7 protein-coding genes and 1 tRNA gene are annotated in these 6,023 nt (G+C 70.9%); 7 read left to right on the top strand and 1 reads right to left on the bottom strand.

Going from position 1 to position 6,023, the window contains the following annotated elements:
- The 3 genes from ACWCP0_RS39660 to ACWCP0_RS39650 all read left to right on the top strand — a co-directional run.
- Positions 1-1,170 (top strand): replication initiator (locus ACWCP0_RS39660; RefSeq protein WP_451083581.1); only part of this gene is annotated, 1,170 nt, incomplete at its 5' end.
- A complete protein-coding gene (locus ACWCP0_RS39655) occupies positions 1,163-1,375 on the top strand; it encodes an excisionase family DNA-binding protein (RefSeq protein WP_451083580.1) in 213 nt (70 codons plus the stop codon). The genes ACWCP0_RS39660 and ACWCP0_RS39655, both read left to right, overlap by 8 nt.
- Positions 1,375-2,511: a tyrosine-type recombinase/integrase gene (locus tag ACWCP0_RS39650; RefSeq protein WP_451083579.1), complete on the top strand. Its 1,137-nt coding sequence runs from the start codon at positions 1,375-1,377 to the stop codon at positions 2,509-2,511. Before ACWCP0_RS39655 ends, ACWCP0_RS39650 begins: the two co-directional genes overlap by 1 nt.
- 101 nt (positions 2,512-2,612) lie before the next feature.
- Here the strand turns inward: ACWCP0_RS39650 and ACWCP0_RS39645 are convergent.
- Positions 2,613-2,687, bottom strand: a tRNA-Val gene (locus tag ACWCP0_RS39645).
- Positions 2,688-2,873: 186 nt separating this feature from the next.
- Here ACWCP0_RS39645 and ACWCP0_RS39640 point away from each other — a divergent pair.
- The 4 genes from ACWCP0_RS39640 to ACWCP0_RS39625 all read left to right on the top strand — a co-directional run bounded on the left by ACWCP0_RS39640 (position 2,874) and on the right by ACWCP0_RS39625 (position 6,007).
- Positions 2,874-3,647 (top strand): DUF4097 family beta strand repeat-containing protein, encoded by a 774-nt coding sequence (locus ACWCP0_RS39640; protein WP_451083585.1) that lies wholly within the window; start codon positions 2,874-2,876, stop codon positions 3,645-3,647.
- Positions 3,648-3,719: 72 nt separating this feature from the next.
- Positions 3,720-5,111, top strand: coding sequence for a hypothetical protein (locus ACWCP0_RS39635; protein ID WP_451083578.1), 1,392 nt, complete (start codon positions 3,720-3,722; stop codon positions 5,109-5,111).
- 176 nt (positions 5,112-5,287) lie between these two features.
- The gene (locus tag ACWCP0_RS39630) at positions 5,288-5,776 is read left to right on the top strand and encodes a DUF4383 domain-containing protein (RefSeq protein ID WP_451083584.1); all 489 of its coding nucleotides are present in this window, start codon (positions 5,288-5,290) and stop codon (positions 5,774-5,776) included.
- Between the two features lie 9 nt (positions 5,777-5,785).
- A complete protein-coding gene (locus tag ACWCP0_RS39625) occupies positions 5,786-6,007 on the top strand; it encodes an FmdB family zinc ribbon protein (protein ID WP_451083577.1) in 222 nt (73 codons plus the stop codon).
- Positions 6,008-6,023 lie beyond the last annotated feature (16 nt).

The following is a 6,023-nucleotide window of genomic DNA, read 5'->3' as shown; positions in this document are numbered from 1 at the left end:
CTGCCCGCCGGGAACCTCCTGGTCCGCTGCAACAACCGCCGCACCACCCGCTGCCCGGCCTGCGCCGAGACCTACCGCCGCGACACCTACCAACTGATCACCGCCGGACTCCGCGGCGGCAAAGGCACCCCCGAGCGCGTGGCCACCCACCCCCGGCTGTTCGCCACCTTCACCGCCCCCAGCTTCGGCCCCGTCCACAACCGCCCCACCAAGGGCCGCTGCCGCTGCGGCACCCAGCACGCCGAAGACGCCCCCGAACTGGGCACCCCGCTCGACCCCGAGACGTACGACTACGAAGCCGCGGTGCTGTGGAACGCGCACGCCTCCAAGATCTGGGCCCGCTTCTCCATCTTCCTGCGCCGCGAAGTCGCCAAGCGCGCCGGACTCACCCAACGCGCCTTCGCCGACTACGCCCGCGTCTCCTTCGCCAAGGTCGCCGAGTACCAGCGCCGCGGCGCCATCCACTTCCACGCCGTGATCCGCCTCGACGGCCCCGACGGCGGCGACACCCCGCCCCCGGCCTGGGCCACCGCCGAACTCCTCACCGACGCCATCCACGCCGCCGCCAAAGCCGCCAACGTGCCCGGCCCCGTCGTCGACGGACGCCCACATCGGTTCGCCTTCGGCACCCAGCTCGACATCCGGCCGATCCGCTCGGCTGACTTCGACGGCGGCACCGAACTGACCGAACGCGCCGTCGCCGCCTACATCGCCAAGTACGCCACCAAGGGCGCCGAGACCGCGACTGGCACCCTCGACCGCCCCATCAAGTTCCTCGCCGAACTCGGCCGCAAGTCCATCCCCGAGCACGCCCGCCGACTCATCCGCACCGCCTGGACCCTCGGCGCCCGCAAGGACCTGGAAGACCTCCGGCTCCGCGCCTGGGCCCACATGCTCGGCTTCCGCGGCCACTTCTCCACCAAGACCCGCCGCTATTCCACCACCCTCGGCGCCTTACGCACCGCCCGCGCCGAATGGCGCCGCCTCCAAGCCGCCCTCGCCCACGGCGACCAGAACCTCGTGCCGGCCGAACCCGCCGACGACGACACCACCCTCGTCCTCGCGCACTGGGCCTTCGCCGGAACCGGACTCACCCGCGGCGAGGAATGGCTCGCCGCCTCACTCACACCCAACACCACAGAACTGGAAGGAGAAGTGACACATGGCTGACCGGCTGCTCACCGTGGAGCAGGTCGCCCAAGTGCTCGGTACGACCGTTCGCTTCCCCCGGCGACTGATCGCTGAGCGGCGAATCGTCTTCGTGAAGGTGGGCCGGCATGTCCGAATCCCTGAGAGGGCGTTGACGGACTTCGTCGCAGCCAACACCGTCCAGCCGATCACCACGGGCCGCCGACACCTCGGGGCGGCGGCCTGATGGCGAGCCGAAAGGGCAAGCGTCGCCGGTTCGGCTCGGTGCGCAAGCTGCCGTCCGGCCGCTTCCAGGCGAGGTACCCGGGCCCGGATGGCTTGCTGCGTTCCGCCCCGGAGACCTTCCCGTCCCAGACCGACGCTGATCGTTGGCTGGTGCGCAAGGAAGCCGAGATCATCGATGGGCGCTGGCAGAATCCGGACGAGAAGATCATGTTCGGGGTCTACGCCGACGCCTGGTTCAAGGAGCGCGACTACGCCGCGACCACCCGCGAACGCAACGGCAGCGCGCTGCGCCTCCACATCCTGCCGACCTTCGCGAACGTGGTGCTGAGTGAGATCACGACCCCGCAGATCCGCCGCTGGCGTGCCGGGCTGCTGGAGTCCGGTGTCGGTGAGCCGACGGTCGTCAAGGCGTACCAAGTCCTCCGGGCCATCATGAACACCGCAGTGGACGACGAGGTGATCCGGCGCAACCCCTGCCGCATCAAGGGCGCGGGAGCGGCCAAGACAGCGGAGCGCCCATTCCTCAACGTTTCGGAGGTCTTCCAACTCGCCGATGCGGTGCCGGCGCGCTTCCGGGTGCTCATCCTCCTGGCGGCCTTCACCGGCCTGCGGTTCGGGGAGCTGGCCGGACTCCAGCGCCATGACGTCGACCTCCAACGGCGAACCGTCGCCGTGCGGCGCGCTCTGGCAGAGACACGGACGGACGGCATCGTCGTCAAGACGCCCAAGAGCGCGGCCGGTGTGCGCACCGTGGCCTTCCCGGCCACGCTGACGGCGGACCTCGCCTCTCATCTCGACGCGCACGCCGAGCCGGGCCGCGCCGGGCTGGTGTTCACCGGGGCACGGGGTGGGCAGCTTCGCCGGAACAACTTCCGCCGCCTGTGGCTGCGGGCCCTGGAGACGACCGGCCTGGGGGACGTGCACTTCCACGATCTGCGCCACACCGGGAACACCCTCGCCGCGACCGGCGGTGCCACGACACGTGAGCTGATGCAGCGGATGGGTCATTCCTCAGTGCGGGCCGCGCTGATCTACCAGCACCTGGTGAACGGCCGTGACCACGCCATCGCCGCGCACGTCGACGAGCAGATCAGGAAGGCCCGGCCGACGGAGTCCGAGGACGCATCTGGCACGTAAATGGCACGACGCCACTCCCCCACCGGGTTCGCTGGGGGAACGAACAAGGCCCAGGCTCCCGGTTCAGTACCGGTGACCTGGGCCTTCGTCGTGCTTCCCACTGGTGGGCGCGGACGGTTTCGAACCGCCGACATCTGCTTTGTAAGAGCAGCGCTCTACCCCTGAGCTACGCACCCGGAGTGAGGCAACAGCGTACATGGACCACCGGTGGGTGCCGCAAACCAGATCATGTGGGGGCCGGGGGTACCCGGGGGATAGCCCCACCATGGAGTGGGTGGGCGGCCGGATCGTGCGTGGGGGGCGGGGTTTCTAGGGTGGGGGAAACGTTGCAGTTCAGGGGCTGGGGGATCATCGTGGGCGCACTGAAGACTCGGACCCGCCGCATCCGCGGGCGTGTGCTCGGCGCCGCCGGTGGGGCCGTGATCGTCGCGGTCGCCGTCACCGGGTGTGCCGATGCGGATGCGGAGGGGGCCGTGGTCGAGCGGAAGACGTTCGCGTTCAGCGGGGACACGCTGACCATCGAAGCCGAGGACACCGCGATCGAGCTGGTGCCCGCGGATGTGAAGGCCGTCGAGGTGGAGCGGCGGGTCGACGGGTGGGTGTTCATGGGCGAGGGGCCCGATCCGGAGTGGGCGCTGAAGGACGGGACGCTGACGTTGCGGGTGAAGTGCAGCGCCGTCGCGAGTGACTGCGAGGCGCGGCACTCGGTGCGGGTGCCGCGCGGGGTCGCGGTCGATGTGCGCGACGACAACGGAAGTGTGACCGCGAGCGGGTTCGACACGGCGCTGACGATACGGGCGGACAACGGCACGGTGACCGTGCGGGACTCCAGCGGCCCGCTGGACCTGGTCGCCGACAACGGTGAGGTCACCGGGAAGCGCGTCGCCTCCAGGACCGTGACCGCCGGGTCGGACAACGGGTCGGTGGAGCTGGACTTCGCCGTCGTACCGGATCTGGTGGACGGCTCCAGTGCGAACGGCGCGATCACCGTCGAGGTGCCGGGCTCGAAGGCGTACAGGGTGACGGCGGTCGCCGAGAACGGCGAGACGTCGGTCGGCGTCACCCAGGACCCGAAGAGCCCGCACATCATCAAGGCGCACAGCGACAACGGAGAGGTTGTCGTACGAGCGAACTAACGGCCCCGTGTGTTCGTCCTTACCAGGTGGGAGAATGAACCGGGCAGGGCGGACACGGCACGGGAGAGGGATGTGACGGCGACACACGCGCGGCCGCACAGAGGAGCGAAAGCGAAATCAGGTGTCGCGCGGGGGCTGCGAGATCTTGTCGCCGTGGTCCTGCTGCCGTTGCCCTTGGTGGCCGCCGCGCTGCCGGGGGCCTTCGCCAGTGGGGGCGGCGGGGGGACGCGGCGCTGGTTCGGCGGCGGGCGCGGGGAGAGTCAGCGGGCCGATGCCCAGGCCGCGAAGGACGCGGCGGCCGCGGCTTTCTACGAGCTCGACACGGCCCAGCGCGATCTGCGGATCTCGATCGAGACGATCACGGCCGTGGACAGCTCGCCGGGCGCGCGCCGGGCAGTGGACGAGTTCGCCGCGCTGGGGAGGCGCATCGACGAGGTCAGCCACGGCTACATCACGGCGGTCGACGCGCACGACCTCGACCGGGACGGCCTCGACGCGTCGGTTGCGGCGCGGGCGCGCACGGAGCTGACGAAGGCGAAGGACGAGCTCGTACGGGTCAAGGGCGAGCTCGACCGGTTCGCGCAGGGGCTCGGGACGCTGCTCGACAAGGCGGAGACCCAGCTGGCCCGGCTCGCGCCCGCGGTCGAGCGCGCACGACAGGCGCTCCTTGCCGCGAGCAATGCTCTCGATTCGGTGCGGGGCTCCGGACTGCGGGCGGACGATCTCGCCGCCCGCCTCGCCGCCCTCGCCCCCGAGCTGACCAAGCTCAACGAAGGCGCCGGCCGGCACGGCGTCGCGGACACGCTGCAGCGCGCCGACCGGGTCGTACGGGAGGCCGAGGCCGTACGGACCGAGGCCGAGCGGCTCCCCGAGCGCGCCGCCGAGATCGACAAGCGGCTCGTTTCGCTGCGCACCCGCGCGCAGGCCCTGACCACCCGTGCGGACGGCGTCGAGCCCGTGCTCAGCGAGCTGCGCCGCCGCTTCACCGCCGCCTGCTGGCAGGATCTGCAGCCCGTCCCCGCTCAGGCCGCCGAGAACGTCCGCCGGGCCGAGGAGAAAATCAAGGAGGCGGGGAAGGCACGCGACGAGCAGCGCTGGCCGGACGCGACCGCCCTGCTCGGCACGGTCCGGGCGCTGCTGAACAGCACCGACGAGGCCGTCTCGGCCGCCGGCGACCGGCTGCGCCGGCTCGACGCCGTCGCGAAGGACCCGGAGCAGGAGATCCAGCGCACCCGGTTCGCGATCCGCGACGCCCAGCGCCTGGCCATGGCGGGCCGCAACACCCCGGACCCGCGCCACGCCCGGCCTTTGGACGACTCCGTCGCCCGACTGGAGCGCGCCATCGCCGGACTCGAGGGCCGCCACCCCGACTACTGGCACTTCCTGACGGAGACGGAAGCGGTACGGCAGGGCGTGGCGCGCGTCGTCGAGCAGATCCGCGAGGAGCGCGGCGCAGGCGCCTGACACGCGCCGTCGGCCCGGGCGGCCCCCCGCGCGCGCCGTCGGCCCGGGCGGCCCCATTTGTCGGGGCGTCGGCACGGGCGGATGCTGGTGTAGGTACGTACGCCTGTAAGGAGGCCACCGTGGCATCCACTCATGTACCGCGAACCGTGCACCACAAGAGCGGCATCCGCGTCGTGATGGACGAGCATCTGCCCGTCGATCACCGCCTCAACCAGGTCTACCGCGTCGGCGCCGGGATCATGGGGCTGATCCTGCTGGCCTTCGGGATCCTCGGCCTGACCAACAACCTCGGGTTCTTCGACACCGGCAACAACACCGTCGGCGGCCTCAACACCAACGGCGCGCTGAGCGTGCTGTCGATCTGCGTCGGGCTGCTGCTCTTCGTGGGCATGGTCATCGGAGGCAACTTCGCCTCCACGCTGAACATGGTCCTCGGCATCCTCTTCATCCTCAACGGCTTCATCGGCCTCGGCATGCTGGACACCGAGTACAACCTCCTCAACTTCCGGATCCAGAACGTGCTCTTCAGCTTCGTGGTCGGGGTCATGCTGATGTGGTTCGGGATGTACGGCAGGGTCGGCAGTGCCCTCCCCCACGACAATCCGTACTACCGGGCACGTCACCCCGAGGAGACGGCCGGCGCGGAACGTGCACGCCAGGGCTAATCTGTGCGCATGCCCCGATACGAGTACCGCTGCCGTTCCTGCAACGACACCTTCGAGGTGAGCCGGCCCATGGCCGAGTCCTCCGCCCCCACGGCCTGCCCGGCCGGCCACGAGGACACCGTGAAGCTGCTCTCGGCCGTCGCCGTCGGCGGTACGCGCACGCAGTCGGCACCCGCCCCGGCCACCGGCGGCGGCGGTGGCGGGTGCTGCGGGGGCGGCTGCTGCGGCTAGTCACGGCCAACCGTCG

This window comes from Streptomyces sp. NPDC001970 (assembly GCF_053594115.1).
Note: the sequence above shows the minus strand (reverse complement) of the source record. Positions and strands in the feature narration are given on the sequence as shown.